General features: G+C 29.9%; 25 protein-coding genes, 1 tRNA gene and 1 pseudogene. 22 read left to right on the forward strand and 5 right to left on the reverse strand.

Features of this window, described 5'->3' with window-relative positions; genetic code table 11:
• Positions 1-7 precede the first annotated feature (7 nt).
• The 15 genes and pseudogenes from flgP (at position 8) to ELQ10_RS01915 (ending at position 13,958) form a co-directional block, all read left to right on the forward strand.
• The gene (gene flgP, locus ELQ10_RS01845; RefSeq protein ID WP_002852972.1) at positions 8-523 is read left to right on the forward strand and encodes a flagellar assembly lipoprotein FlgP; all 516 of its coding nucleotides are present in this window, start codon (positions 8-10) and stop codon (positions 521-523) included.
• Positions 499-948, forward strand: a complete 450-nt coding sequence (gene flgQ, locus ELQ10_RS01850) for a flagellar assembly protein FlgQ (RefSeq protein WP_002888259.1) — start codon at positions 499-501, stop codon at positions 946-948. The genes flgP and flgQ overlap by 25 nt, the downstream gene beginning before the upstream one ends.
• Before the next feature lie 56 nt (positions 949-1,004).
• Positions 1,005-2,306 (forward strand): fla regulon two-component system response regulator, encoded by a 1,302-nt coding sequence (gene flgR / locus ELQ10_RS01855; RefSeq protein ID WP_002919906.1) that lies wholly within the window; start codon positions 1,005-1,007, stop codon positions 2,304-2,306.
• Positions 2,306-3,337: an aspartate-semialdehyde dehydrogenase gene (locus tag ELQ10_RS01860; RefSeq protein WP_096738323.1), complete on the forward strand. Its 1,032-nt coding sequence runs from the start codon at positions 2,306-2,308 to the stop codon at positions 3,335-3,337. The genes flgR and ELQ10_RS01860 overlap by 1 nt, the downstream gene beginning before the upstream one ends.
• Before the next feature lie 8 nt (positions 3,338-3,345).
• On the forward strand, positions 3,346-3,852 hold the full coding sequence (locus tag ELQ10_RS01865) for a YqhA family protein (protein ID WP_002852919.1): 507 nt from the start codon (positions 3,346-3,348) through the stop codon (positions 3,850-3,852).
• A 51-nt stretch (positions 3,853-3,903) separates the two neighbouring features.
• Positions 3,904-4,094: pseudogene (locus tag ELQ10_RS01870) on the forward strand (mini-MOMP protein).
• An 8-nt stretch (positions 4,095-4,102) separates the two neighbouring features.
• Positions 4,103-4,537: a c-type cytochrome gene (locus ELQ10_RS01875; RefSeq protein ID WP_002936574.1), complete on the forward strand. Its 435-nt coding sequence runs from the start codon at positions 4,103-4,105 to the stop codon at positions 4,535-4,537.
• 30 nt (positions 4,538-4,567) lie between these two features.
• The gene (locus tag ELQ10_RS01880) at positions 4,568-5,683 is read left to right on the forward strand and encodes an ABC transporter substrate-binding protein (protein ID WP_133401432.1); all 1,116 of its coding nucleotides are present in this window, start codon (positions 4,568-4,570) and stop codon (positions 5,681-5,683) included.
• Positions 5,684-5,704: 21 nt separating this feature from the next.
• Positions 5,705-6,814, forward strand: a complete 1,110-nt coding sequence (locus ELQ10_RS01885) for an ABC transporter substrate-binding protein (RefSeq protein ID WP_133401431.1) — start codon at positions 5,705-5,707, stop codon at positions 6,812-6,814.
• An 18-nt stretch (positions 6,815-6,832) separates the two neighbouring features.
• Positions 6,833-7,729 (forward strand): branched-chain amino acid ABC transporter permease, encoded by an 897-nt coding sequence (locus ELQ10_RS01890; RefSeq protein WP_002852952.1) that lies wholly within the window; start codon positions 6,833-6,835, stop codon positions 7,727-7,729.
• Positions 7,729-8,781, forward strand: coding sequence for a branched-chain amino acid ABC transporter permease (locus tag ELQ10_RS01895; RefSeq protein WP_134250102.1), 1,053 nt, complete (start codon positions 7,729-7,731; stop codon positions 8,779-8,781). Before ELQ10_RS01890 ends, ELQ10_RS01895 begins: the two co-directional genes overlap by 1 nt.
• Positions 8,778-9,548, forward strand: a complete 771-nt coding sequence (locus ELQ10_RS01900) for an ABC transporter ATP-binding protein (RefSeq protein ID WP_133401430.1) — start codon at positions 8,778-8,780, stop codon at positions 9,546-9,548. Before ELQ10_RS01895 ends, ELQ10_RS01900 begins: the two co-directional genes overlap by 4 nt.
• Positions 9,535-10,230, forward strand: a complete 696-nt coding sequence (locus ELQ10_RS01905; protein ID WP_002852965.1) for an ABC transporter ATP-binding protein — start codon at positions 9,535-9,537, stop codon at positions 10,228-10,230. The genes ELQ10_RS01900 and ELQ10_RS01905 overlap by 14 nt, the downstream gene beginning before the upstream one ends.
• A gap of 17 nt (positions 10,231-10,247) precedes the next feature.
• Entirely contained in the window at positions 10,248-13,493 is a 3,246-nt protein-coding gene (gene ccsA, locus ELQ10_RS01910; RefSeq protein ID WP_134250103.1) for a cytochrome c biogenesis protein CcsA, read from the forward strand.
• A 15-nt stretch (positions 13,494-13,508) separates the two neighbouring features.
• Entirely contained in the window at positions 13,509-13,958 is a 450-nt protein-coding gene (locus ELQ10_RS01915) for a hypothetical protein (RefSeq protein WP_024088204.1), read from the forward strand.
• A 2-nt stretch (positions 13,959-13,960) separates the two neighbouring features.
• On the opposite strand, the gene ELQ10_RS01920 is transcribed toward ELQ10_RS01915, so the two are convergent.
• The 3 genes from ELQ10_RS01920 to tgt all read right to left on the reverse strand — a co-directional run bounded on the left by ELQ10_RS01920 (position 13,961) and on the right by tgt (position 15,980).
• Positions 13,961-14,037 (reverse strand) — tRNA-Arg (locus tag ELQ10_RS01920).
• A gap of 52 nt (positions 14,038-14,089) precedes the next feature.
• Positions 14,090-14,857: a magnesium transporter CorA family protein gene (locus ELQ10_RS01925; protein ID WP_133401428.1), complete on the reverse strand. Its 768-nt coding sequence runs from the start codon at positions 14,855-14,857 to the stop codon at positions 14,090-14,092.
• A 1-nt stretch (position 14,858) separates the two neighbouring features.
• Positions 14,859-15,980, reverse strand: a complete 1,122-nt coding sequence (gene tgt, locus ELQ10_RS01930) for a tRNA guanosine(34) transglycosylase Tgt (protein WP_002893216.1) — start codon at positions 15,978-15,980, stop codon at positions 14,859-14,861.
• A 29-nt stretch (positions 15,981-16,009) separates the two neighbouring features.
• Here tgt and ELQ10_RS01935 point away from each other — a divergent pair, with 29 nt between their 5' ends.
• The 5 genes from ELQ10_RS01935 to ELQ10_RS01955 are packed head-to-tail and all read left to right on the forward strand — an operon-like array spanning position 16,010 to position 22,946.
• The gene (locus tag ELQ10_RS01935) at positions 16,010-17,410 is read left to right on the forward strand and encodes a COG3400 family protein (RefSeq protein ID WP_002856550.1); all 1,401 of its coding nucleotides are present in this window, start codon (positions 16,010-16,012) and stop codon (positions 17,408-17,410) included.
• Between the two features lie 45 nt (positions 17,411-17,455).
• Entirely contained in the window at positions 17,456-18,511 is a 1,056-nt protein-coding gene (gene aroB, locus ELQ10_RS01940) for a 3-dehydroquinate synthase (RefSeq protein ID WP_134250104.1), read from the forward strand.
• Complete coding sequence (locus ELQ10_RS01945) at positions 18,508-20,079, forward strand: mechanosensitive ion channel domain-containing protein (RefSeq protein ID WP_002856191.1); 1,572 nt, start codon at positions 18,508-18,510, stop codon at positions 20,077-20,079. The genes aroB and ELQ10_RS01945 overlap by 4 nt, the downstream gene beginning before the upstream one ends.
• Complete coding sequence (gene mtaB, locus ELQ10_RS01950; RefSeq protein WP_002921891.1) at positions 20,076-21,326, forward strand: tRNA (N(6)-L-threonylcarbamoyladenosine(37)-C(2))-methylthiotransferase MtaB; 1,251 nt, start codon at positions 20,076-20,078, stop codon at positions 21,324-21,326. Before ELQ10_RS01945 ends, mtaB begins: the two co-directional genes overlap by 4 nt.
• 3 nt (positions 21,327-21,329) lie before the next feature.
• A complete protein-coding gene (locus ELQ10_RS01955; RefSeq protein ID WP_134250105.1) occupies positions 21,330-22,946 on the forward strand; it encodes an ATP-dependent metallopeptidase FtsH/Yme1/Tma family protein in 1,617 nt (538 codons plus the stop codon).
• 7 nt (positions 22,947-22,953) lie between these two features.
• Here ELQ10_RS01955 and ELQ10_RS01960 read toward each other — a convergent pair whose 3' ends face one another.
• Positions 22,954-23,370, reverse strand: coding sequence for a PepSY-like domain-containing protein (locus ELQ10_RS01960; protein WP_002853760.1), 417 nt, complete (start codon positions 23,368-23,370; stop codon positions 22,954-22,956).
• 97 nt (positions 23,371-23,467) lie between these two features.
• Here ELQ10_RS01960 and ELQ10_RS01965 point away from each other — a divergent pair, with 97 nt between their 5' ends.
• Together ELQ10_RS01965 and ELQ10_RS01970 are read left to right on the forward strand one after the other, a co-directional pair.
• Positions 23,468-23,986: a rhomboid family intramembrane serine protease gene (locus ELQ10_RS01965; protein ID WP_002853517.1), complete on the forward strand. Its 519-nt coding sequence runs from the start codon at positions 23,468-23,470 to the stop codon at positions 23,984-23,986.
• Complete coding sequence (locus ELQ10_RS01970) at positions 23,983-24,495, forward strand: histidine phosphatase family protein (RefSeq protein ID WP_002853673.1); 513 nt, start codon at positions 23,983-23,985, stop codon at positions 24,493-24,495. The genes ELQ10_RS01965 and ELQ10_RS01970 overlap by 4 nt, the downstream gene beginning before the upstream one ends.
• A gap of 14 nt (positions 24,496-24,509) precedes the next feature.
• On the opposite strand, the gene rpoD is transcribed toward ELQ10_RS01970, so the two are convergent.
• Positions 24,510-26,378, reverse strand: a complete 1,869-nt coding sequence (gene rpoD / locus ELQ10_RS01975; protein ID WP_002853451.1) for an RNA polymerase sigma factor RpoD — start codon at positions 26,376-26,378, stop codon at positions 24,510-24,512.
• Positions 26,379-26,436: the final 58 nt, after the last annotated feature.

The following is a 26,436-nucleotide window of genomic DNA, read 5'->3' on the forward strand; positions in this document are numbered from 1 at the left end:
TGTAAAAATGAAAAAAATTTATTTTATGCTAGCAATAGCAGGAATTTTCGCTGGTTGTGTACCAAGTGCAAACAGTGCAACTAAAAATTCAAGTGCAAATAGCACTGCCCCATCTCAAGATGTTATCGTGCAAAAAGTCGATAAAGATGATGTGCGTGATATTATCAGAGAAGAAAAAATGTTGGCTCCAGATGCTAGCGAAACGGAACTTAGTTTTACAGCAGTTGGTGAAGGGATTGCTCCGATGAATACAGTTTCTACTGCTCAAGCCCTAGCTTTAGCAAAAAGAGCAGCGATTACAGATGCTTACAGACAGCTTGCAAGTAAGCTTTATGGTGTGAAAGTGAATGGTAAAGACACTGTAAAAGATGCAATGCTTAGAAGTTCAACTATTACTGCGCAAGTAAATGGTTTGATAAAAAATGCAAGTATTATTGATGAGAATTTTAATCAAGGGCTTTATAGGGTAAACTTAGAACTTAAAATCGATGCAGACAAGTGGAAAGAATTGTTTGCTTATTAATCTTTCTTAGCTTTAAGCTTTTTGCCCAAGATGAATTTATTTTTTGGGCAGAGCTTTCTAGTAAAAATTTCATTCTCTTTCATCAAAATCAAAATTTATCCTTAGCAATGACGCAAAGCGAAAATGTTGAAGAACAATGGGTATGTGAAATTTCTTATAGTGATCAAGATTTAAAAGTTTTACCTCGAACTTCTTTAGGATTGATTGATGATAATATGCCAAAAACAATTAAATTTAATTTTTTAAATTCTCATAAAGATGAATTAAGCGATTGCTTTATAGGAGCTAGAATCAGTGTTAAGGATATTGTTAATACTGACTTATTACATGCCCAAAGCGAAACTTATGTCAAAATTTTACCCTTGCGTTTTACCGTGGAATTTGGCGAACAAAATGCGATAATTTATTATCTTAAAAAAAAGTAAATTCAAAATTAAGCGCAAATTGGATACCATAGCAGAAATTTTTTAAAAGGCTTAGGATGAATTTAGTCATAGTAGAAGATGATATTAATATGCGCAAATCCTTAGAAATTGCATTAGCAGAGTATGAAGAATTTAATATTAAATCTTATAAATCTGCCACTGAGGCTTTAAAAAAAATAGATGATAATACAGATTTGATTATTACAGATATTAATATGCCAGGAATTGATGGCATAGAATTTGTTAAAGCCTGTGAAAATAAATATGATTTTATTATTATGACAGGAAATGCTACTTTAAGCCGTGCTATAGAAGCGGTTCGTTTGGGAGTAAAAGATTTTCTAACCAAGCCTTTTGATGTTGATACTTTAGTCGAGGCTATTAAGCGTGCTAAAATCATAAGAGAAAAAACAGCCGATAAAAAAAGCAAAAAAAATGAAAAAAAAGAAGAAAATAAAGATTTTTTTTCAACTTCTCCTAATTTAGAAAAAACATTAAATTTAAGTCAAAAAGCGGCTAAAACTGATGCCTCTGTAATGTTTTTTGGAGAGAGTGGAGTAGGAAAAGAGGTATTTTCTCGTTATATTCACACTCATTCTAAACGCTCTAATAAGCCTTTTGTTGCTATTAATATGGCAGCCATTCCTGCAAATTTGATTGAAAGTGAGCTTTTTGGTTTTGAAAAAGGTGCTTTTACCGATGCTAATGCAACTAAAATAGGGCTTTTTGAAATGGCTAATGAGGGCACTTTATTTTTAGATGAAATTGGCGAAATGCCTTATGAAATTCAAGCCAAACTTTTAAGAGCTTTGCAAGAAAAAGAAATTACGCGACTTGGAAGTACAAAAAGCATCAAAATAGATGTAAGAATTATCAGTGCAACTAATGCAAATTTGGATGAAAAAATAAAAAATGGCGAATTTCGTTCAGATTTATATTATCGTTTAAACACTGTTCCTATTAATATCCCGCCTTTAAGAGAGCGTAAAGAAGAAATTTTAGGTATAGCTCAAAAGGTTTTAGAAGATACTTGTAAAGAATATGATTTTAAGGAAAAACAGCTCAGCCAAGAAGCTAAAAATGCTTTACTTGAATATGATTTTCCTGGTAATATTAGAGAATTAATATCCGTTGTACAAAGAGCTTGTATTTTAAGTGAAAATGATGAAATTTCAAGTGAAGATTTGTTCTTAGAAGCTAGAAGTATAAAAAAAGATGTAAAAAATTTAGAGAAAGAATTGATTTGTGAAGTTCTTTTAAGTGTAGATTATGACAAGGATCAAGCTTCTCAAATTTTAGGTATGGATATAAAAATTTTAAATGAAAAAATTAAAAAATATCAAATAAAGGATAAGTAATGTCAAAAAAACAAAAAATAGCCATTGTGGGTGCTACTGGTGCGGTTGGGGAAGAACTTTTAAATGTTTTAGATGAGCTTGATTTTCCATTGGAAAGTATTTTACCTTTAGCAAGTGTAAAAAGTGTAGGTAGTGAAGTAGAATTTAAAGGCAAAGCTTATAAAGTCAAAGAACTTACTGAAAATGTATTTAAAGAAAATCCTATTGATATTGCTTTTTTTAGCGCAGGTGGAAGTGTGAGTGAAAAATATGCTAAATTTGCAGTAGAATCTGGTGCTGTTGTTATTGATAATACAAGTCATTTTAGAATGGAAAAAGATGTTCCTTTGGTGGTTCCTGAATGCAATCCTGAGGATATTAAAGATTGGAAAAAAACAGGGATTATTGCTAATCCAAATTGTTCTACTATACAAATGGTGCAAGTTTTAAAACCTTTAAATGATGCATTTAATTTAAAGCGTGTTGATGTAAGTACCTATCAGGCTGCAAGTGGAGCAGGAAAAGAAGGAATGCAAGAATTGGTTGAAGCTATGCAAAGTTTTTTTGCTTTTAAACTTGATGAATTTGAACCTCAAACTTTTCCTTATACTTTGGCACTTAATCTTATTCCACAAATTGATGTTTTTATGGATAATGATTACACTAAAGAAGAACTTAAAATGATTAATGAAACTCAAAAAATTTTACATAAAAATTTAGAAGTTTCGGCAACTTGTGTTAGAGTGCCTGTTTTAAGAAGTCATAGTGAAGCCATTACTATGCATTTTGAAAAAGAAATAGATGTAAAAAAAGCTAAAGAAATTTTAAAAAAAGCACCAAGTGTTGTTGTCATAGATGATCCTAAAAATAAAAAATACCCTATGCCTTTAATGACAAGTGATACTAATGAAACTTATGTAGGAAGAATTCGCGCTGATGTGTATGATAAAAAAATACTACATCTTTGGTGTGTAGCAGATCAAATTCGCGTAGGTGCTGCAACAAATGCTGTGCGTATTGCGCAAAAATGGTTAGAATTAAAAAATGAATAAGGAAAAAAATGTTAGAGAAAATATTTGAATCTTTGCTTGTTAGAAGTCGTATTGTTACAATTTTACCCGTAATTTTTGGTTTAATTGGGGCTTTTGTATTGTTTTTTATTGCAAGTTATGATGTTTTAAAGGTTATATTTTATACTTATAATTATTTTTTTGATGCAGGTTCTAATGTGGATTTGCATGAGGATGTGGTGGCTTTAATTATAGGGGCTGTTGATCTTTATCTTATGGCTTTAGTTTTGTTTATTTTTTCTTTTGGAGTTTATGAGCTTTTTATCAGCGAAATAGAAGAATTTAAACAAACAAAACAAAGCAAGGTTTTAGAGGTGCATAGCTTAGATCAATTAAAAGACAAGCTTGCAAAAGTTATCATTATGGTCTTAGTGGTAAATTTCTTTCAAAGGGTTTTGCAGATGAAATTTGCTACTCCTGTGGATATGGCTTTTCTTGCTGGATCGATTTTAGCTCTTTGTGTAGGACTTTATTTTTTACATAAAGGTGGTCATTAACAAGGATTATCTTTTTTTGATATAATCGTTTTTTGTGTTTAAAGAATAAAAATGAAAAAAATATTTTTAATTGGTATGATTTTAAATCATTTTGTTTTTGCAGCTCCGTTAGATGAAGTCTTTAAAGATATAGAAGTTTCAGGGACTGTTCGTTATCGCTATGATATTAAAAAAGAAAAAAATACAACAAAAAAACACATAGATATCAAAATAAAACACAAACGGAAATTACAATAAAATAAGGAAAATCATGATTGTACGATGGTTGTTTATTAGTTCAATATTTGTTGTTGCGCTTTTTGGTATTAACTTGAAATCATTTTTTACTTATACCTTTGATGCAAATAAGCAATATGATATGGAAAAAGCGAAGGCTTTGTATTTTCAAAATAAATGCAATACTTGCCATGGAGATAATGCTGAAAAGAGTGTTATAGGATCTAGAATTTTAAAAGATATGTCTCCTGAGGATATTAAAGGAGCTTTGATAGGTTATACTCTTGATAGTAGCAGTTCTACAACAGCTTCTCAAATGGCTTTTTATGCTAGAAATTTAAGCCACGAGGATATAGATAATATTATTGCTTATATTAAAGGTGGAAATTTTGCGCTTGATTTGCAAGTAAAAGACCTTCTTGAAGAAGAACCTGCGCAAAAAACAAAACATAATATATTTCTAAAATAAAATGTAAAAACTATAATTAAAAGGAATGCTATGAAAAAACTAACTTTAACTTTAAGTGTTTTAACTATGGTAAATTGCTTATATGCTAAGGATATTAATATAGGAGTAGTTTTACCTTTAACTGGAACTGTGGCAGCTTATGGGCAAGATGTTTTTAACGGAATTGAACTGGCTAATAAGCTACAGCCAAAACTTTCAAATGGAGATGTTGTTAAACTTATCACAATAGATACAAAAGGAGATAAGCTTGAAACTTCAAACGGAGTTAATCGTTTAATAGCAACAGATAAAGTCCTTGGGATTATTGGTGAAGCTACAACTCCAAATACCATTCAAGCTATTTCTATAGCAGAAGAGAAAAAAATTCCTCTAATAGCTCCAGTGGCATCTGGAGATAAACTACTAGATAAAAAGAAATATGCAAGTAGAGTTTGTTTTAAAGATAGTTTTCAAGGAGATAAATTTGCTACTTATGTATCTAAGGATTTAGGGCTTAAAAATGCTGTTATCATCATAGATCAAAGCAATGTTTATTCTTTAGGTTTGGCAAGAGCTTTTGAAAATTCTTTTAAGAATAATGGTGGGAAAATTATAAAAAAACTTGTTATTAATTCAGGAGATAAAGATTTTAGAGCCGTGGTTTCTCAACTTAAGAGTTTAAATCCTGATTTTGTTTATATGCCTATTTATCATCCTGAAGCTGCGTTAATTGCGAGACAAGCAAGACAAATTGGTTTTGATAAACTTTTAGCGGCAGGAGATGGTGTGAATAATCAAACTTTTATAGATCTTGGTGGAAGTGCTGTTAATGGAGTAATTTTCACTGATAGTTTTGATTATAACAATCCATCTACGCAATTAGGAAAAGATTTTGTTGCAGCTTATGAGAAAGTTAAAGGAACAAAAGAACTTCCAGCATTTTCGGCTATGGGTGCTGATGCGTATTTTGTAATGTTGAATGCTATGAATGCTTGCGTTGATAATCTTAGCAGTGAATGTATTAATAATAAAATTCATCAAACTAAAGATTTTCAAGCTGTTGGTGGTGTGATTAGCATAGATGAAAGTGGTAATGCTATTCGTTCTGTTGTGATTAAAGAAATTCAAAATCAAAAACAAAATTACAAAACAATTATAAATCCATAATTACTAAAATAAAGGTAGAGAATGAAAAAAAGTTTAATTTTAGCAAGTATTCTAAGTTTAAGTTTAAGTGCTGCGGAAGTCAAAATAGGAGTTGTTTTACCGCTTAGCGGAGTTACTGCAGCATATGGACAAAGTGCACTAGAAGGGATTAAACTTGCAAATTCAATGCAATCAACTTTAAGTAATGGAGATAAGGTTTCTCTTGCTATTATTGATACTAAGGGTGATAAATTAGAATCTTCAAGTGGAGCAAATCGTTTAGTTTCTCAAGATAAAGTTATAGGTCTTATAGGAGAAATGGTTACTGCTAATACATTGCAAGTTATGCGTGTAGCAGAAGATAATAAGATTCCATTAATCGCTCCTGCTGCAACTGGTGATAGATTGCTTGATAAAAAAATGTATTCTTCTCGAGTATGTTTTATGGATAGTTTTCAAGGTTCATCTTTGGCAAAATATGTTTTTTCAAAACTTAATTATAAAAGTGCTGTTATTGTCGTAGATCAAAGCACTGACTATTCCTTAGGTTTAGCAAAAGCTTTTGAAAAACAGTATAAGTCTAATGGTGGCCAAATTCTTAGAATTTTAAGAGTTAATTCAGGAGATAAAGATTTTAGAGCTATTGTAGCTCAAGTTAAAAGTTTAAATCCAGAATTTATTTTTTTACCGCTTTATTATAGTGAAGCTTCTTTGTTTGCAAGACAATCAAAACTCGCAGGTTTAAATATTCCTATGGGTTCTGCAGATGGAGTTGCTGATCAAACTTTTATTAGTTTAGCTGGAGATGCAAGCGAGGGTTATATTTTCACAGATAGTTTTGATGCTAATAATCCAACTACAAAATTAAGCAAAGAATTTATCAGTGTTTATGAAAAAGCTAAAGGAACAAAAGAAGTTCCAAATTTTTCAGCTATGGGTGCTGATGCGTATTTTGTAATGCTAAATGCTATGAATGCTTGCGTTGAAAATCTTACTAGTAAGTGTGTCAATGAAAAAATTCACCAAACTAAAAATTATCAAGGTGTTTCTGGTGTTATCAGTATTGATCAAACAGGAAATGCAACTCGTTCTGTAGTGGTTAAAGAAATTAAAAATCAAAAGCAAAATTATAAAGATATTATCAATCCTTAAAGGAAAAATAGAAAGATTATGGATTCTACTTTATTTTTACAACAACTTGTTAATGGACTTAGTTTGGGCAGTATGTATGCCCTTATTGCTGTTGGCTATACTATGGTTTATGGCGTGTTAAGACTTATTAATTTTGCTCACGGCGATATTATGATGGTTGGTGCTTATGCAGCTCTTTTTTGCATGACTAATCTAAATGTTCCTTTTCTAGGAGCTTTATCTTTGGCAATGATTTTTGCTGCCTGTGTTGGAATAGCTACAGATAGAATCGCCTATAAACCTTTAAGACAGGCTCCTAGAATTTCATTGTTGATTACAGCAATTGGTATTAGTTTTTTCTTGCAAAATCTTTTTAATATGCTTTTTACTTCAACACCTAGAACTTTTACACCGCCAAGTTATTTTGAGGAAAGTGTTAATTTTGGTGGAGTGATAACAACTTATGGTTCTTTAATGGTTCCTGCTCTTACATTTGTTATTTTAATAGCAGTGTTATGGATTTTGTATAAAAGTAAATATGGTATAGCTATTCGTGCTTTGGCATTTGATATACAAACAGTAAATTTAATGGGTATAGATGCAAATCGTATTATTGCTATAGTTTTTGCCCTAGGTTCAGCTTTGGCAGCAGTTGGGGGTGTTTTTTGGGCTGCAAATTATTACTCTGTTGAACCTACTATGGGAACTTTAATAGGTTTAAAAGCTTTTGCTGCTGCAGTTTTAGGAGGTATAGGTTCTGTAGTAGGTGCAGTTTTGGGTGGACTTATTATAGGATTTACTGAAGTTGTTGTTGTGGCTTTTTTTCCAGATTTATCAGGCTTTAAAGATGCATTTGCTTTTATTTTTTTGGTGTTTATATTGTTATTTAGGCCTACGGGAATTTTAGGTATAAATTTTGAAAAGAGTAGGTTTTAATGATGGTTAAAATTAAGCTTTCACATTTAATCTTTTTAATTGCTTCAATTATTTTTATTTTCATTTCTCCTTATATTTTTGGGGACTATGGATTAAATATTGTTAATCAAATTGCTATTTTTATTATTTTGGCTGTGAGTTACAACCTTATTAATGGTGTAACTGGACAATTTTCACTAGAACCCAATGGATTTGTTGCGATTGGAGCTTATGCGGCTGCTTTAGTTCTTTTGAGTGCTGATGCGAAAAATGATCAGTTTTTTTTAGATGGTCCTAGTTCTTTTATTTTAGCCATCCATTCAAATTCCTTTATTCTAGCTTTAATTGTAGCTGGAATTTGTTCATCTTTACTTGCCCTGATTTTGGCTTTTGCTGTATTTCGCGTGAGAGGGGATTATTTGGCTATTGTAACTTTAGGCTTTGGAATAATTATTAAAATAGCTGCTATTAATTTTCCTTCTATTACTAATGGCTCAAGAGGACTGGTAGATATTCCACAATTTTCCACGATTTATTGGACAGGTGGTATTGCTATTGTAGCGGTTATTTTAATTTTAAATATAGTTTATTCTAAATATGGTCGTGCAATGAAGGCTATAAGAGATGATGAAGATGCTGCAAGTGCTATGGGAATAAATACTTTTTGGATAAAAACTTTAGCTTTTAGCACTTCAGCATTTTTAGAAGGTGTAGGTGGGGGGCTTTTGGCTTGTCTGTTGACTACCGTATCTCCAACTCAATTTGATTTTTTACTTACTTTTCAGCTTTTGATTATTATTGTTTTAGGCGGACTTGGTTCTACTACAGGTGCTATTATAGGTGCGATATTAGTTATTGGTGGAAGTGAGTGGCTTAGATTTTTAGATGAGTTAAATATAAAAATAGATTCTTTAAATCTTGATATCCAATCAACGCCAGGGCTTAGAATGGTTGTTTTTTCTATTGTTCTGATTTTAGTAATGCTTTTTGCAAGAAAAGGCATAATGGGTTATTATGAGTTGAGTGATCTGATTAGAGGGATTAAAAAGCGTTTTAAAAGGAGTGAAAAATGATTTTGGAATTAAAACAAATTTCAAAAAGTTTTGGTAGTGTTAAGGCTATTAATGAAACTTCTTTTAAAATCAATGAGGGTGAAATTTTTGCTTTAATTGGACCTAATGGGGCTGGCAAAACAACTCTTTTTAATATTATAACAGGTAACTATAAACCTAGTTCAGGTTCGGTTGAATTTCTAGGAGAAAGAATTGACCACTTAAAACCTCATAAGATTGTGCATTTAGGAATAGCTAGAACATTTCAAAATATTAGGCTTTTTTCAAGCATGAATGTGCTTGAAAATGTTCTTATTGGTTTTAATAAACAAATGAAATATAATATTTTTGAAGCCTTTTTGCATTTAGGGCGTTTTGGAAAAATAGAACAAGTATTTAAAGAGAAGGCTTATGGAATATTAGAAGAACTTGGTATTGCAGAATTTGCCAATGAAAAGGCTACTAGCTTAAGTTATGGACAACAAAGAAAAGTTGAGATTGCAAGAGCAATGGCTACTCAGCCAAGATTATTATTGCTTGATGAGCCAGCCGCTGGGATGAATAGCTCTGAGAGCGATGAACTTGCTGAGCTCATTTTTAAATTACGAAAAGATTATAAAATTAGCGTTTTGCTTATAGAGCATGATATGAAATTTGTAAATAAATTGTGCGATCGCGTATTGGTACTTGATTATGGAAAAACAATTTTTGAAGGTAAACTTTGCGATGCTGTAAATCATAAAGAAGTAATTGCTGCGTATTTAGGGGATTTTGATGCTAATAGTTAAAGATTTGCATGTTTATTATGGATTAATTGAAGCTGTTAAAGGGATTGATTTTAAAGTGGAAACAGGCCATATTGTTTCTCTTATAGGTTCAAATGGAGCAGGTAAAACTTCAACTTTAAATGCGCTTTTAAACTCAGTTAAAAGAACTGGTGAGGTTAATTTCTTAGGTTATGATACTAAAAGGCATTTAACTCATACTTTAGTTCAAAAAGGTATAGCTTTAGTTCCTGAAGGAAGGCGTGTTTTTATTAATTTAAGCGTAGAGGAAAATTTAAAAATAGGTGCTTTTAATAATGCTGAAAATTATGAGCATTTAAGAGAGCAAATGTATAAACTTTTTCCAAGACTTGCAAGTAAAAAGCATGCTTTAGCTGGAACATTGAGTGGAGGGGAAGCGCAAATGCTTGCAATTTCAAGAGCTTTAATGAGTGAACCAAAACTTTTGATGTTGGATGAGCCTTCTTTGGGACTTGCTCCAAAGATTGTGGGTGAAGTTTTTGATATTATTGTGCGTTTAAAAGAAGAGGGTATAACTATTCTTTTGGTAGAGCAAAATGCTTATTCTGCATTAAAAATAAGTGATTATGCTTATGTTTTGGAAAATGGTCGCATTGTAATGGAAAATGAGGCTAAAAATTTAATAGGTGATGATGAGATTAGAAAGAAATATTTAGGGCTTTAAAATTTAAAGGAAAAAGAATGAAAAATATAATAAAAAGCATAGGGGATTTAAGAGTTTCGGTTGTATTGTTTTTGCTTTTTGCGCTTTTTTGTGCTTTGGCAACTTTTATTGAAAGTGCTTATGGAACTCCTACGGCTTGGGCAATGGTTTATGATACTTTTTGGTTTGAATATATACAACTTTTACTTGGTATTAATTTACTATGCGGGATGTTTCGTTATAAAATGTTTGGGCTTAAAAAATTGCCTTTAATGATTTTTCATATTTCTTTTTTATTTATTTTAGTGGGTTCTGCAATGACAAGATATGCTGGTTTTGAAGGTATTTTACCTATTAGAGAGCATACTCAAAATTCACTTATAGAAAGTTCTAAGACTTCTTTGCGCATTTCTGCTATAAAAGATGGAGAACGCTATAGTGCGGTTAATGATCGTTATATAGGAAATTTGCCTTTTGCTAATTCTTTTAAATTAAAACTTAATTTAGGTGATGATCAAGCTGTATTAAAATATAAAGATTTAATCTTAAATGCTCATTATACTTATAAAGAAAATAATAATTCTGATCCTTTATTGGTTTTGATGCTTTCTCAAAAAGGATCTCAAGGTGTTGATGTTAAATTTGAAAAAGGTGAAGTTAAGAATATAGAAGGGGTTAACTTTGCTTTTATGAATGATAATGTTAAAGCACCTTTTGTAAAAATTGACGAAAATTTAACTTTAAGTTCAAGTGAAAACTTACATTTTCTAAGTATGCTAGATGGACAAAATTTAGACCTTAAAATTGGAGAAAAGGCAAATGCTAAGGAAAGAAGGCTTTATGAAATCAATGATATTAGTTTTGTAGTTAAAGCTGCTTCTTTGCATGCGCAAGAAGCTTTAGAAGGTTCCAATAGACCTCAAGATGAAAGTTTTTGGTTATGGTTTAAATCTGCTTGGTTAGAAGTGGGTAGAACTATGTTGATTTCTACTTTTGGCGAGCCTCAAAATTGGAAAAATTCTTTATTATTGCATTTTAAAGATTTTGCCTTAAGCAATGAGAATAAAAACTTAGAATTAACTGGCTCTAATGCTTTAAAATTAGAATTAAGCTATAAAAATGAAAGTAAAGAATTTTATATTTTTGAATATAATAAACCTATTATGATAGAACTTGCGGGTCAAAAATTCTTTATTTCTTGGGCGCTTTCTTATGAACAATTGCCTTTTGATATTTATTTAAGAGATTTTGTATTAGATCGTTATCCAGGTTCTATGTCTCCAGCTTCTTATGCAAGTGAAATTACCGTAAAAAATAATAATGAAAATTTTGATTATAGAATTTTTATGAATAATGTTTTAGATTATGATGGCTATAGATTTTATCAAAGTTCTTATGATCAAGATGAAAAAGGGACTGTTTTATCTGTAAATAAAGATCCAGGTAAAATACCAACTTATATAGGTTATTTTTTGCTTTGTCTTGGAATGTTTATGAATTTTTTAAATCCACATTCTAGATTTAGAACTTTGGCAAGATTAATTAATAAAGACACTTTAAAACATACAAGTGTGATTATTTTTATTTTATTGCTATCTTTTGGCTCTGAAAAGACTTTTGCTCAAGATTTAAATTCGACCTTACCTGTGGTAAATACTAATCATGCTAAAGCTCTTGCTACTTTAATAGTTCAAAAATCAGCAGATGGAAGAATGGTGCCTTTTGATACGCTATCAAGAGAAATTTTAGAAAAAATTCATCAAAGTGATAGCTATAAGAGTCAAAATTCTAACGCTGTTATGCTTTCCATGCTCGTTGATGTAGATAAATGGCAAATGGAACCTTTTATTTTAATGCCACAAAATCAAGCAGTTCGTGATGCTATTGCAAATATTTTAGAAATTCCTAGCGCTAAATATATTTCTTATAAAGATTTCTTTGATGAGAATAACCGATATAAACTTCAAAAATATGTTGAAAATGCAAATCGTAAAAACCCAAATGCAAGAGGAGTTTTTGATAAGGAAATTATAAAACTAGATGAAAGAGCTAATGTTGTAAATTTAGTTTTTAGTGGTGAATTATTTAAATTTATTCCTGTTCAAAATAATCCAAATAATGTTTGGCTTGCACCTTTTTCTGCTGTAACTACTCTTAAGGGGGATGAAGGGCATATTGTTTTGGCTTTAATACAGAATTATTTTAGTGCCGTGGAAAATGCTTTTAAAGATGGTAATTGGACTAGAGCTGATGAAGGTTTGAAATTTATCAAAGAATATCAAGAAAAAATAGGATATAAAGTCATGCCTAGTAAAACCAAGGTTGAAATGGAAATTTTTTCTAATAAGGCTGAAATTTTCGTTAAACTCGCTCCTGTATATTTAATTGCGGGTTTTTTACTTTTGATTCTTGTTTTTTCTAAAATGGTCATACCGAATTTAAAAATCTCTTTTATATTTAAAGTGGTATATGTTTTAAATGTTTTAGCTTTTGCAATTCATACAGTAGGTCTTGGACTTCGTGCTTATTTATCAGGTCATGCTCCGTGGAGTAATGGCTATGAAAGTATGGTGTATATAGCTTGGGCATTGTCTTTGTCGGGTATATTTTTCTCTAGAAAAAGTCCTATAGCCTTGTCATTAACTTCTATTTTATCCGGTGTTGTATTAATGGTTGCACATTTAAGCGAAATGAATCCGCAAATTACAAATCTTGTTCCTGTGCTCAATTCTTATTGGCTTAGTATTCATGTATCTGTTATTACTGCTAGTTATGGATTTTTAGGACTTTGTGCCTTACTTGGTATCTTTACGCTGTTCTTAATGTGTTTTCTTAAGAAAGATGGAAAATATAATCTTAATATTTTGAGAAATATTACAGAGGCTACAAGAATTAATGAAATGGCAATGATTTTTGGACTTTGTTTGCTTACTGTAGGAAATTTTTTAGGTGCAATTTGGGCAAATGAAAGTTGGGGGAGATATTGGAGTTGGGATTCTAAGGAAACTTGGGCTTTAGTTAGCATTTTGGTTTATGCAACAATTTTGCATCTTAGAATGATTCCAAAATATTGTAATCAATTTGTGTTTGCTTTATGGAGTATGTTTGCTTATTGGGTTATTATTATGACTTATTTTGGAGTAAATTACTTTTTAACGGGACTTCATTCTTACGCTGCAGGCGAAGCGGCTCAAATTCCTAATTATGTTTATTGGGGATTTTCGTTGATGGTGGTTTTAGCTCTTTTTGCAAGAAGGAAGCGAAATTTTGTAGGCAAACTGTAAATGAGCCATATTTTTTTGGTTATTTTTTGTGCTGCTTTAGCGCTTTTATTGTTTTTAGGCATGATTGCTTATCTTATTACAAGTGATGGTAAAAAAACAATTAAAAAGCAAAAAACTAGCCAAAAGCAGCATGTAACTGAAAAGACTAAAAAATTTGATACAGACTTAGATAAAATGATAATTGCTGCTTCCGATGTTAAGCTAACGGATATTGAATTAAAAGAACTTGCCAAACTTTATGTGCAGACACATAAACTTGGTTCAAAAACTTCTAAAGAATTAGATGAAGCAACAAAAAAGAAACTAGAATTTGTTTCTGCTTTGGCTGCAAATATTAATGCAAGTGCACAAACAGTAAGTTACTTAAATAAAGAACTTAAGAAAATTTCTGGATCTTACAAAAAAGAAATTGATGCTTATGAGCATATGGGATTAGCTAAAAGAAAAATTAAAGAAGATAAATAATATGGTGCGCTCAAGAGGATTCGAACCTCTGACCTTTTGAACCGCAATCAAATGCTCTATCCAGCTGAGCTATGAGCGCAAAAATAAGTTAAAATTATATATAAATATTCTTAAAATAAGCAAAATTTTGCTTATTTTGTTTGTTTTTTAGCTTTTTTACCTTGATCTAAATCAAATTCTTTAGTCTTTTTTGAATGATAAAATATAAAACCTACAATCAAAATACAGCAAATCAAAGAAAAAATATAAAGTGTACCATAAGGGCTATCTTTGAAAAAAAGATTATTAGTATTCATTCCAAAAAATCCTACGATCAAATTTAAAGGCAGGAAAATAGAAGAAAGTATACTTAAAAGATAAATACTTTTATTCATTTTTTCATTTTTAATTGCACTTGTTAATGTATAAAGAGTATCAACTCTTACTAGATGTTCTTTGGTGTTTTTACTTAAGATGCTGATGGATAAATTTAAAATTTTTAAATGTTTTTTGTATTGTGCTTGTTCACTAAGCAAAAGATTGAAAGCTTCGCTTAGAAGATTAATTTGCTTTAGATTTTTGTTGATTTTTTGTCTTAACACAAAGGATTTTTTGTAAAAATTTTTAACAAAACCACCTTTTAAGATAATACCTTCTTTGTGTTCTAAAAGGTTTTGAAAATGAGTATTTTGTACTTTAAAATCTTCTAAAATGGATTTAATAAAATTTGAAAATTCTTCTATGCTAGAAAGCTTAAATTCTTCATCTTGAAGTTTATAAATTTTTTCATCGTTAAAAAGCCAAGTTTCCAAATTTAATCCCACATAAACAAAAATTTTTTGTCCATAAATTTCACTATAGAAAGTTTCTAAATTCTTTGCTTGTAGGATTTTTTTTAGATTTTCGTGTAGTTCTAGCATTTTATTTGCCTCTTAAGTGATAAAAATTTCTTTTAAATTGCGTAAAAGAATTATTCAAAATTGCTTCACGCATCTTTCTTGCAAGTTCAAGATAATAATGTAGATTGTGCAAACTTGCCAAACGAAAAAAAGTAAGTTCTTTAGCTTTGAAAAGATGGTTTAAATAACCCCTTGAAAAATTACGACAAGTATAACATGAGCAAGTAGGATCTATGGCTTCATGATCGTTGATAAATTCTGCTTTTTTGATATTAAATTTTCCAAAACTTGTGAAAAATGTTCCATTTCTTGCATTTCTAGTTGGCATCACACAGTCAAACATATCTACTCCTCGCTCAACATTTTCTACTAAATCTTCAGGAGTTCCTACGCCCATTAAATATCTTGGACGATTTTCATCTAGATAAGGGTTTAAGTTTTGGACTGTTTCGTACATCAAGGCGTTTTCTTCGCCCACGCTAAGCCCACCTATAGCTAAACCATCAAATGGCATTTCGTTTAAACTTAAAGCACAACGCTTTCTTTCTTTGTAATCTGTACCACCTTGGATAATACCAAAAATATTTTGCCCTATACCTATACCTTTATTTTGCATACTTTTATGATAAGTAATAGCCTCTTTTGCCCAAAGTATAGTGCGATCAACAGAAATTTTAACCCTTTCTTTGGTTGCGGGTAGGGCTACTAAATCATCTAAAATCATCATAATATCAGAGTTAAAATCATATTGAGTATCTAAAACACTTTTTGGAGTAAAAAGATGACGACTCCCATCGATGTGACTTTTAAATTCTATACCTTCATTAAAATGTTTGGAATTTTTACTTAAAGAAAAAGCTTGAAAACCACCGCTATCAGTTAAAAAACTTCTATCAAATTTCGTAAAACCATGTAAACCTCCAAAATCTTTTACCACTTTGGAAGTTGGACGCAAGTACATGTGATAGGTATTTGCTAAAATAATTTTTGCATCAAGCTCGTTTTTCATATCATTAGCATCAAGACTTTTAACCGCTCCTACTGTGCCAACAGGCATAAAAACAGGGGTTAAAAAAGTGCTGTGTGCGGTAGTGATTTCACAAACCCTTGCCATTCCATCTTTATGCTTTAATTTAAATTCCATTTGTTATAATTTCCTTTTTGGAGTTTAAAATGAATAATATTTTAATTATAATAGACGGTATTTTAGCAAAGCATTTCTTAGAAAGGCTTTGTTTTGAAAAAGGCTTAGGTTACTTTTTTACAGTAGTGTGTCAAAATAGTGAAAAAAATAACTTAAATATTTCTAGTGAGTATATTGACTTGCATTATTTTGATCCTACAAGCACAGCGCGTCTTGAAAATATTATGAGTAAAGATTTTAAACAGGCTTTTATTTATATGCAAGATGAATTTGAAACTAAAAAAAGTTATGAGGCTTTGCGTTCTTTAAATCCAAATTTAGAAATAGAAATAATGGATTTTTGGGGGTTAAGTGTTAATGATACTCATGCAAATTTAGCTGATGCTAGAATGACTTTAAGCCGTAGATTTATGGATTTTTTACCAGATATTGCTTTAACAGCTCAGTATATAGGACTTGGGGTTGGAGAGATTATGGAAGTAAAAATTCCAGCAGGGTCTATTTTTGCTTATAGGCACATAAGTTCAATACAACAAAAAAGGTGGCGCATAGTCCTTATTTATAGAAATTCTAAGATTTATTTTGTAAAACCATCTTTTGTTTTAGAGCCAAATGATAGCATTTTGATCGTTGGAGATCCTGTTGTTTTACAAAGTATTTTTCATAATATAAGAGGCAAAGCAGGGCAATTTCCTATGCCTTTTGGAAGTAATGTTTTTGCTTTAATTGATATGAAAAATATGAATCAAAATATGCAAGAAAGAGTGCTTGATACTACTTTAAAATTAACTCAAAAAAGCAATGCAAAAAGATTTTTTATACATGTTATCAATCCTAAATTAGGGGTAATGTATGAAAAATTAAAAAAACTTTCTGAGGATAAAGAAGGTGTGTTTTTTGATTATTTCAACACGGATTTTAAACAAATTTCCACATGGTTGCAAAATAATGATATAGGATTAGTTGTAACCGATATAAAAAATTTTGAGAAAGAAAAACAAGCTTTTTTTGATTTAAAAATTCCTATTATGAAAGTGGGTGAAGCTTCTTTTGATGAGCTTAAAGAAGCGATTATTTTAAGTGCCGATGAGAGCGAACTTGAAAACAATGCAAATGTCATTACTGATTTAAGCAAACAGCTTGATTTTGGAGTTATTTTATATTATTATAATCCAAATTCTCAAAATACTACAGATATGGAGGAGTATTTTAGAAGTTTATCTAAGCTTTATGATAAAAATATACAAATTATTAATAAAAATGATGAAAACCCTCTTTTAAATTTGCAATATCGCGAAGATTTGTTACAATTTGTGAGTTTTCAAAAAGAATTACTAAATAGAGATTTTGGCAGAAATTTAAGTACAAATTTAAATAGGCATTATTATAAAATGAGACAAAATTACCAACTTTTCATACCAGTAGAATAAATAATTAATTAAATGTGATAGAATAAACGCAAAAAGAGTAGTTCAATGCAAGTAGAAGTTAAGTTAAAAGAAAATGCTTATAAGGTTTATATTGATGAACTTGAAGAATTAGAATTTGATAGTAAGGTTTTTATACTTTCAAATCCTAAGATTTCAGGATTTCATTTGAAAACATTACTTTCTAAAATTAAGGCAAAAGAAATTTTTATTGTCACTGTAAAAGATGGTGAAGAATATAAAAATTTAAGCACCATGGAAGAAATTTTAAACCAAATGTTTAATTCTAAATTGGATAGAAAAAGCGTGCTTATAAGTTTTGGTGGTGGCGTGATTAGTGATATGGGCGGATTTGCTGCTAGTATTTATCAAAGAGGTATTGATTTTATAAATATTCCTACTACACTTTTAGCTTGCGTTGATGCAGCAGTAGGTGGAAAAACAGGTGTTAATAATAATTTTGGTAAAAATCTTATTGGTACTTTTTATCAACCTAAAGCTGTATATTGCGAGAGTTCTTTTTTAAAGACTTTGAGTTCTAGAGAACTTGCTGCAGGCATGGCTGAATTTATTAAAATGGCAGCAATGTTTGATGATAGTATACTTGATTTTATAGAAAAAATTGATGAAAAAAGTTTCTTAAATGCTACTTGTGAGAATGAAATTTTTACTCAAATTATAGCAAGAAGCATAGAACTTAAATCAAGGGTTGTTGAACAAGATGAAAAAGAATCAGGGCTTAGAATGCTTTTAAATTATGGTCATACTTTTGCTCATGTTATAGAAAATTTTACAGATTATAAGCTTTATTTACACGGAGAAGCGGTGGCTATAGGTATGGTTATGGCAAATCAATTGGCTTTAAATTTAGGGCTTTTGGATAAAACGCAAAGTCAAAAAATAAAAGATATTTTACTTAAATTCGGTTTGCCAATATCATATAAAATCAACAATGTAGATGAATTTTATGAAGCTTTTTTCATGGATAAAAAAAGCTCTAATAAAAAAATCAATTTTGTTCTTGCTAGTCCTTTGGGTAAGGGTTTAATAAAAGGTGATATTTCTAAAGAAGATATAATTGCAACTTTAAGAGAATTTCAATGAAAAAAATTATTATTTTAACCTTTTTTGTTGTTTTTGCTTTTGGTGATGTAAATCGGACTATTATTAATAATATAAATGAGAAAATTAATACTTTAAATACTGTAATCAGTGCTAGTATTTGGAATATACGTTATGAAAATTTTATAAAATATCAAGATATAAATGATGAATTAATCATTTTAAATCTTAATTTAAAAAAGACTTCCGATATTCACCAACAAGAAGAACTTAAACGCAAGATAGCAAATTTAGAAGAGCAATTGAGCTTGCTTAAAGAATATAAAGATTTAAATTTTGCACAAAGTCTTAGTGCCCCTGATAATATAGAAACTTTATCTAAGCTTACTAATCCTTTGGCTATTATAGGAGCTTTTTCTCATATTAAGAAATTAAAAGGAGAAAAGGAAGAGTATATATTTAAATTTAATGATTTTAAAAATTTAGTAGATAAGATCAGGGAAAAAAACTCAGAACTTAAGGAATTAGTTGAGCTTAAACCAAGTGTTGAGAATATAGAAGCTTTAAAAGCTTCGGATAAAAAGTTGGAAGAATTTGAGCAAGCTTTAAATTTTGCTAGTGTTTCTTATTCTGTTTATGAGAAAAAAATTGATGAAGAGCTTTCTCGAGTAAGTGCTGAGATTAAAGTTCAAAGCTTAAGGGCTGTAAATATACTTGTTGCTATTGTTATTGTTATAGCTATAGCTTTTATGTTGAAATTTATTGCTAAAAAATACATTAAAGATAGTGAAAGATATTATACTGCTACGAAGATTATTAATTTTATTAATATAAATATTATTTTTCTTATTTTGCTCTTTGCTTATATAGAAAATATTACTTATCTTGTAACTATACTTGGTTTTGCCTCTGCGGGCTTAGCTATTGCTATGAAAGATATGTTTATGTCTATGCTTGGATGGTGTGTGATTATTTTTGGCGGAAGTTTTAGAGTAGGGGATCGTGTAAAGGTTTTTCAAAATGATACTACCTATATAGGAGATATTATAGACATTTCTTTTTTACGTATTACTCTTTATGAAGAGCTTACACTTGAAACTTATAATAAAAATCGTCGTAGTGGGCGTATTATATTTATTCCTAATAACTATGTTTTTACAAATTTGCTTGCTAATTATACTCATCATGGTATGAAAACCGTGCTTGATGGCATTGATATAAGTGTTACTTTTGATAGTAATCTTGATAAGGCACAAGAAATTGTAGAAAATATTGTTACACGTCATGCCAAAGGTTATACTGAGCTTGCTAGAAAAAATATAGCTCGTTTACAACATGAATATAGTATTAAAAATCCTAAAGTGGAGCCAAGGTTTTTTATGTTTTTTGAACATTGGGGAATGCGAATTTCTGCATGGTATATGACCAATGCTTATGCGGCTTTGGTATTAAGAAGTACGATTAGTAAAGAGATTATAAAAGAATTTAATAAGCATAAAGATATAAAAATCGCTTATCCATCGCAAAATTTATATTTAGGAAATTTAAATCAAAATCATTTTGAACAACATCATGAAAATATGCATTTTCATGCAAGGAATAAAGATTGAAAGAAAAAGTTTTTTTTAAAACCTTTGGGTGTCGCACAAATATTTATGATACAGAGCTTTTAAAAAGTTATGTAAAAGATTATGAGATTATAAATGATGAGAATAAAGCACAAATTATCGTTGTAAATTCTTGCACGGTTACAAATGGTGCTGATAGTGGGATAAAGTCTTATGTAAATACCATGCAAAAAAAAGGCATTAAAGTTATACTTACAGGTTGCGGTGCTGTAAGCAAAGGTAAGGAGCTTTTAGATAAAAAGCAAGTTTTTGGAGTGCTTGGAGCGTCAAATAAAGATAAAATCAATGAATTTCTAGGAGCAAAGACAAGTTTTTATGAACTTGGAAATTTAAATTTTATTGATAAAGATATAGTTTGTGAGTATGAAAATCATACCAAAGCTTTTGTGAAAATTCAAGAAGGTTGTGATTTTGCTTGTTCTTATTGTATTATCCCTAGCGTGCGGGGTAAATCAAGAAGTGTAGATGAAAAAGCTCTTTTAAAACAAGTTGAAATTTTGGGGGCTAATGGCTATAGTGAAATTGTTTTAACAGGGACTAATATAGGTTCATATGGGCTTAAAAATGGCACAAGTTTAGGCAAGCTTTTGCAAAAAATGGGACAAATTTCAGGTATAAAACGCATAAGGTTAGGTAGTTTAGAACCCGCACAAATTGATGAAAGTTTTTTAGAAATTTTAGATGAGACTTGGCTTGAAAGGCATTTACATATTGCTTTGCAACATACAAGTGAAAAAATGCTTCGCATAATGCGAAGAAGATCGCATACGGATAATGATTTAAAGCTTTTTAATACTATAGCAAGCAAAGGATATGCTTTAGGGACGGATTTTATAGTAGCTCATCCAGGCGAGAGTGAAGAAGTGTGGCAAGAAGCTTTAAGAAATTTTAAAGAATTTCCACTCACTCATATCCATGCTTTTATTTTTAGTCCTAGAAATAATACGCATTCTGCTACCATGAAAGATGTGATAAATGGAACTTTGGCTAAAGAAAGATTAAATACTTTAAAATCTATCGTGGAAAAAAATAATTATGAATTTAGGAAAAAAAATCAAGTTCCGCTTGAAGTTTTGGTGGAAAATCAAAAAGATGGTTTTTTTGAGGGGTATGATCAGTTTTTTAACAAGATCAAAATTAAAAGTGATAAAGATATAGCTAAAGAATGGATCTTTATATCTCAATATGAAGTGCAAGAAAAGTCTAACTTTGCAAATTTAAAAGGCTAGATAATGAAAAATAAAAAGATAATTTTAGCATCTTTTATGGTTTTATGTATGCTTTTGGGAATTTTATATTTTAAAAATGAACCTAAATATATAGATGAAAATCTTTATCAAAGTCTGTTAAGTCAAAATTTAATCCAAAAAGCTGTGATTGATAAAGACGAAATTTGGCTTAAGGCGGAAGGTGAAAATTACGTAATTATAAAAGATGGCATAGATATAAAAACACTTTTAGCAAAAGTTCCCGTAGAAGTTAAAAAAGATAACACGCTTTGGGTGTTTTTTATTTTACTTGTTTTTATTATCGCACTTTTTATAAGTCTTGGCTATTTTGCTCGTAAAAAAGAGTTAGCTAAATATCCAATATCAAATAAGAATCAAAATCACACTCAAGCTCAAAATTCAAATATAAATTTAGAAAGTTCTCATATAAAACCTGTGATTTCAAATATTACTTTTAATGATGTAGCAGGTGTTGATGAAGTTAAAATGGAGCTAAGCGAACTTGTGGATTTTTTACAAAATCCTAAAAAATATAAAGAATTTGGTGTAAAAATGCCAAAAGGTGTTTTAATGGTAGGCCCACCTGGTGTAGGAAAAACATTGATAGCAAAAGCAGTTGCAGGAGAAGCAGGGGTGCCATTTTTTTATCAAAGCGGTTCAAGTTTTGTTGAAATTTATGTAGGTATGGGTGCAAAAAGAGTTAGAGAGCTTTTTTCAAAAGCTAAAATGATGGCTCCTAGTATAGTTTTTATCGATGAAATAGATGCTGTAGGTAAGGCAAGAGGAGAAATGTCAAATGTTGAAAGAGATAGCACTTTAAATCAACTTTTAACTCAAATGGATGGTTTTGAGGACAATAGTGGGGTTATAGTTATAGCTGCGACAAATAAAATCGAACTTATGGATCCTGCTTTATTGCGTTCGGGGCGTTTTGATAGGAGAATTTTTTTATCTTTGCCTGATTTTAAGGATAGACTTAAAATTTTAGAAATTTATATGAAAGATAAAAACAATAATGTCAATTTAAATAAAATCGCCAAAGCAAGCGTAGGTTTTAGTGGAGCAGGGCTTGAAACTTTGGTCAATGAAGCAGCAATTAATGCTTTAAGAAGAAATAGTGCATTAGTCGAGGAAAATGATTTTTATGCTGTATTAAATAAAGTTCTTTTAGGCAAGAAAAAGATTTTAAGTTTTAATGATGAAGAGAAGAAAATTCAAGCCACTTATCAGGCTGCAAAAGCTTTGAGTGCTTATTATTTTGACATAGGATTTGAAAAAATCACTCTCATTGAAGATCGTTTTAAAGAATATGAGCATAATATAAGATCAAAATCAGAGCTTATCAATCGTATAAAAGTTTATTTGGCTGGTTCTAGAGCTATGAGATTGATTTATAATGAAAGTTATACTAACTCGCAAGATGATTTTTTAAAGATTAAAGAATTGCTTGATTATATGTTGAGTTTTGATATGTTAGAAGAGCCAAATTTAAATGAACAAAAAAAAGAAATGGATGAATTTTTAAATTCTATGAAGGATAAAATTTTAAAATTATCAGAGCTTTTGCTTGAAAAAGAAAAGATAGAACATGATGATGTTAAAAATATAATGCAGGTTTGATTATATTTTAATCATCAATTTCTTTGTGCAAGATGGTTCCATTAAAATCTATAAGAATTTTTACATCGTTATCAAGTTTAATCTTGTAATGATTGATTTTTCTTTCGATTTCTCTAGCTTTTATATTTGGAAATTCGTTTTTAATGATATTGGCTAAATTTTGAGGTAAAAAATCTAGATCAAAAGGAAAGGCTTTATTTTCAATTTCCTTCCAAGCTCCATCTATGTCAAATTCAAGTTCTGTCCCATCGCTAAGATAGACTTCATAGGAATTTTTGTCTTTTTGTACGATCCCTATGGGTGCTTTGAAATTATGTTGTAAAAATTCTTTAGAAACACTTGGCAAATTATCAGCAGAAATTATTATATCAGCATTTAAAGATAAACTTAAAATAGTAATAATACTTAAAAATTTAATTTTCAATATTTTTCCTAATTATTTTTTAGTAAAATTGTAAAGAATTTATGTGAATTTTATGTGAATTTTAAGACAATATTATAAAAAATAAAGGTTTTATACTTTGCTTACAATTTTTTTAATTTTTTTAAATATTTTATGTTATTTTTTGATTTCTTATGATTATTATAATATTCTTGGTTTGAATATTTTATTTTTTAATGGAGCTTATTGGCAACTTTTAAGTTCAATGTTTTTACATGGAAATTTAACTCATCTTATATTAAATATGATAGTTTTGTTTCAATTTGGGCGTATATTAGAAACTTATTTAGGTGCTTTGCGTTTTATTTTTATTTATTTTATTGGCGGATTGTTGTGTTCACTTTTAAGTGTTTTTTATGTGTATTTTGATTTTAAATATTTCGGAGAAAATATAAATGTCATAGGCGCTAGTGGTGCAATTTGTGTTTTAATGGGCTTTTATGCTGTTCTTGATAAAAATAGCACAAAAGGACTTATAGTGGCAATTTTACTTATGAGTTTTGCGCCATTGCTTATGGGGGTAAATGTTGCTTGGTATGGTCATATTTTCGGGTTTATGTGTGGTTATATTTTAGCTAAAATAAAAGAGGTAAAATGAAAAAAATTTATATTATAAGACATGCAAAAGCAAGTAAGAGTGGGGATATTGATGATTTTGAAAGAAAACTTACTAAGAGTGGAAAGGAAGATTTAAAAAAACTTTTTAAAAATCTTGCCTTGCATGAAATTCATCCTGATTTGGTGCTATCAAGTCCTGCTGTTAGAACCGCTAAAACAGCGAAAAAAATAGCCAAATTTTATAATTTTGATAAAAATAAAATTTGTTTTGATGAAAGATTGTATCTTTGTAATGTTGAAAATTTGCTAAAAATTCTGCAAGATATTGATGATGAGTTTAACGAAGTATTTTTAGTGGGTCATAATCCTGGTTTAATGGAACTTGGAGAGTTATTAAGCTCGCTATGTTTAGCTTCTTTTCCAACTTCTTCTATCTTGTGTTTAGAATTTGATATTAAGGAATTTAAAAATTTAAAAAAACATAGCGGAAAATTAGTTTTTTTTGAACATGTACGCAAGTTAAAAGAAGAAAAAGATTTGGGTTTTTAGTAAGAGATTGGCTCTTACTTCCAACCTTCAATATAATTTTTTAGTTTTCTTCCTACTTTAGGGTGTTTGAGTTTTTTTATAGCTGAGCTTTCTATTTGTCTCACTCTTTCTCGAGTGACATTAAGCTCTTTTCCAATTTCCTCTAAAGTTCTATCACTTTCATCATCCATTAAACCAAAACGCATACGAATTACCGCTTTTTCTCTATCGTTTAATTGATCTAAAACTTCATCAATTTGTTCTTTTAAATCATCCTTTAAGATATGATCCATTGGAGAAAGTGAATTTCTATCTTCAACAAAATCTCCAAATTTACCATCATCTTCATTTCCTATTGGAGCTTCAAGGGAAATTGGTTCTTTTGTGATTTTAATGACTTGTTTAACCTTATCTACGCTTAAACCTACTTCTTTAGCTATAACACTGACATCAGGTTCTTTTCCATCTTTTTGTAGATGTTCGCGGATAATTTTGTTAATTTGATTGATGGTTTCTATCATGTGGATTGGAATTCTTATGGTTCTTGCTTGGTCAGCTATAGCCCTTGAAATAGCTTGTCTGATCCACCAAGTTGCATAAGTGGAAAATTTATAACCCCTTTTGTATTCAAACTTATCCACAGCTTTCATTAAACCTATATTTCCTTCTTGAATAAGATCTAAGAAAGGTAGGCCACGATTTGTGTAGCGTTTAGCTATGCTTACAACAAGACGCAAGTTTGATTTTGCCATTCTTCCTTTTGCTTCATCAGAGATTTTTTTACCGCGTTTAATTTGCTCTAAAATTTCTTTTAAACGTGATTTTTCAAGATCAAAGCTTTTTTCACTAGCTTCTTTAGTTTGAAATAGTTTTTTAATTTCCATATAAGTGCTTACCATGGTTGTTTCTAAAGCTCGCTCTGTGATTTCTTCTTTGCTCAATTTTGTAATATCTTTTAAAATATCTGCATGGCGTTTTTTAAGTTCATCAGAAAACATAGGTAAGCGGTATTCTAAACGCTTAAGTTCTTTGTCAAATTCTTCATCGCTTTTTAGTGCAGTTTCCATTGATTTTACGATTTCACTAATAAGTTTTGAAGTAGGGCCTAGATCCATTAATTTTTCTTTTAAAATATTTTTTTTGAACGCAATGCTTAATTTATCTAAAAGTTCATCTCCGCTTTCTTTGTCTTTGGATGTTTTTAGCCAATCTTTTTTAGCTTTTTCTAGAGCTTTAAATTTTTCTATAACTTTTAAAGTTCTTTCATCTTCTTTTTTGCTGTTTTTTTTAGTATTTTCTTCATCTGATTCTAATTCTGTTTCGTTTTCTTCATCTTCATCTATATCAAGTTCATCAAGTTTATCATCACTTTTTTCTTCATCGTCAAAGCTTTTAAATAGTTCTTTTACCCTTCTTTCTCTGTTTATTAAAGGTTCTTTATAATCTAAAATAAAATCTATCAAATAAGGTACAGAACAAAAAGCATCAATGATAATATCTTCGCCAAGTTCTATTTTTTTGGAAATTTCAATTTCTTCATCTTTGTTTAATAAAGCAATTTGTCCCATTTCTCTTAAATACATACGAACAGGAGAGTCTGATCTGCTCCATTCTAATAAATCGTTTTCATTGGCTAAATCAAATTCGTTCTCAAGGCTTGTATCTTGGAGTTTTTGTTTTTCTTCTTGAAGTCTTTTTGCATCTTCTATGTTTTTCATTTGTGCAATTTCGGCTGCTGAAAAAAGTTGCACTTTGTGTTTTTTCATTAATGCTTGCACTTTTTTAGCGGTTGATGCACTTGGTTGTTTTGTAAGATATTTTACCAATTTTTCATATGTGATATAATCTTTTGCATTTTCTTGAAATAATTCTTCTAATTCGGCTTCTTGAGTTTTGGCGTTCATTGATTATCCTTGAAATTTATATAAGCTTTGGATTTTATCTAAAAATTGCTTAACTTTC

The organism is Campylobacter sp. US42a (genome assembly GCF_004379055.1).
Lineage (GTDB): Bacteria > Campylobacterota > Campylobacteria > Campylobacterales > Campylobacteraceae > Campylobacter_D > Campylobacter_D jejuni.